The following is a 2,600-nucleotide window of genomic DNA, read 5'->3' on the forward strand; positions in this document are numbered from 1 at the left end:
CAATTGCAAGGCTCGCCGCGCAACTCGTCGGCCGACGCTCCTACATCACCTGCTCATTTGCAGTCCAGCGAGCCGAGCACGGTGAGCAGCCTTACTGGATGGCGATCGCCTTGTCGGCGCTGCTCGGACAAGTCGGCCTGCCGGGCGGTGGCTTCGGATTCGGTCATGGCTCCATGAACGGCGTGGGCAATCCGCGTCCTGCCACGCCGGGTCCGGAAATGGCGGTGGGACGCAATCCCCTCGGCCGCGCCATTCCCGTGGCCCGCATTGCCGACATGCTCCTCCAGCCAGGCACTCCTTATGCCTTCGATGGACGACGCGAGACCTATCCCGACATCAAGTTCATTCATTGGGCGGGAGGCAATCCCTTTCATCACCATCAACAGCTCAATCGTCTGCTCATGGGTTGGCGGCGTCCGCAAACGATCGTTGTCAACGAGATCTGGTGGACGCCGACAGCGCGGCTTGCCGACATCGTGCTCCCCGTGACCACGACGCTGGAGCGCAACGATATCGGGGGATCCTCCCGCGACCGCTTCGTGGTGGCAATGCACCAAGCCATCGCTCCATTGCACGAAGCTCGATCGGATTTCGATATATTCGCAGATCTCGCCGCTCGTCTCGGCTACGAAGCGGCCTTCACCGAGGGCCGCGATGAGATGAACTGGCTGCGCGATATCTATGCCCGCTGCGCTGCGGGAAACGCGCAGGGCGGGATTGCTTTCCCTGATTTCGAGAATTTTTGGGCGGAAGGCATGCTGGAGCTGCCGGAGCCGAATCAAGATTTCGTGCTGCTTGGAGATTTCCGGGCTGATCCCGCCGCTCATCCGTTAAAGACGCCGAGTGGCCGTATCGAACTCTACAGCGAGACCATCGCCGGCTTCGCTCTCCCGGATTGCGGCCCGCACCCGGCCTGGATCGAACCAAGAGAATGGCTGGGCGCGGAATCGACGCAACGTTTTCCACTGCACTTGCTTACTGTTCAGCCGGCTGATCGGCTGCACAGCCAGCTTGATTTCGCGCCGCTCCCTCAAGGCAACAAAGTCGCGCGGCGCGAATGCATCGCCCTCAACCCGATGGATGCTTCGGCGCGTGGCTGCAAGGACGGTGATCTCGTGCGGGTGTTCAATGATCGGGGAGCGTGCCTTGCCGGCGTGCGGGTCGATGCGAGCATCAAATCGGGTGTGGCGGTGATGGCAACCGGCGCCTGGTTCGATCCCGACATCGAACACGAGGGCGCGCCGGAACGCGCAGGAACCGCGAATGTGCTGACCCATGACGTCGGCACATCTCTTCTCACACAAGGCCCGAACGCAATGAGTTGCCTCGTGGAGGTGGAGCGTTTCACGCTCGCCTGACCTGCTGGTCCTCGCCCACAATCTTGATTGCGGCGCATGCTTGTCCTTCACAGGAGCGCGGCGCGGACTGCGCGAAAGAACGCCGCTGTCGCGCATCAGGCCGTTTAGGCGCTACCTCCAATTGCAGACAGTGCCAGCGGAGACTTAGACTACTGGTTTCCGTCGTAAGCTTCCGGCCGAGGCGCTACCATCGAGCGATATAAAATCGCGGAAAATCGTAGGTTGGCGTGCAAAATTGTAGTCTTGGTAGCGGGGGAGCGCTACCGTCTTTCCCCACATCGCGCCACCATTTCCTTCAAACGCGCGGCTTTATGGGTTCCTACAACGAGGCTGTCGACGAACTGTTCAAGTCCGTCACTCCAGCGGTCTCGAAACTCTCGGCGACCAGAATGACATGGCGTGGTTCTTGCTTCGTAAAGCTCGTCATCGTCGAGGTACTAGTCCATGTTCCGAGCACACTATCTTGTTGTCCGAAGCCGCGCAAAGCAGCTCCTGCTCGCGCTAGTACCAGGCGGCCAGATCGATGCGTATTTGCCGCTCGTCAGATATCATCATGTCCCTCTCGCTCGTTTCCGGCCAAACGCCTCCACTCGCCGGCAAGCCCCACCGACTTCGCGCGCTGCGGCCACCAAATGGCTTAGAAAGGGATTAGATGAAGCTGACGCGGCGTTGTAAAATATGAATTTTCTGCCGGCTGATTAGCCGAAGGCTATACCTACCCGTAGTTGCGAGTATCCGCCTTCGGGTTTATGACACACACCAACAGTCCGGGTTGCCCCATAAGCGGATCGAGGAGCGCTTGTTTCCGCCCGTTACTCCCTATTTCCGCCAACTTTGATCGCCACGTAACTAGCGGATAATTTGACCGAAGCGTGGCCAGAAGGGTCCGCGATCAACGATTTCAATCGAAGCGGTTTGCAGAACGCGAATGAAAAGCGCTGCGCTATTTGCCCTTGGCCTCTTGTCTGCCGGTTTTTGGTTGCACGACAGCGCTAGATGTCAAACCTCGCTTGCCCCGCCGCTTTCGCTTGCGCCGCCGTTGACTGACAAGGGTTCGGCACCATCGGCGACGACCAATGTTGGAACGCCATCGGCGACCGATGGCGTTTCGTCTACACCGGTCATCGGCGGGCTCCCGTCGTCGCCTAAACCAGCCGCCGACTACGATGGCTTTAGCGTCGGTATCGTCGACGACGGCGACACATCAGGCCAGACGACGCGACGGGCTAGTACCCACTTTTC

2 protein-coding genes are annotated in these 2,600 nt (G+C 59.8%); both read left to right on the forward strand.

Annotated features, from left to right (window positions below):
- Nucleotides 1–44 precede the first annotated feature (44 nt).
- Nucleotides 45–1,358, forward strand: coding sequence for a molybdopterin dinucleotide binding domain-containing protein (locus CWO89_RS42940; protein ID WP_283813587.1), 1,314 nt, complete (start codon nt 45–47; stop codon nt 1,356–1,358).
- Nucleotides 1,359–2,286: 928 nt separating this feature from the next.
- Nucleotides 2,287–2,600 (forward strand): hypothetical protein (locus CWO89_RS47355; protein ID WP_207234697.1); only part of this gene is annotated, 314 nt, incomplete at its 3' end.

Origin of the sequence: Bradyrhizobium sp. Leo170 (assembly GCF_004296405.1) — a bacterium.
Classification (GTDB): domain Bacteria; phylum Pseudomonadota; class Alphaproteobacteria; order Rhizobiales; family Xanthobacteraceae; genus Bradyrhizobium.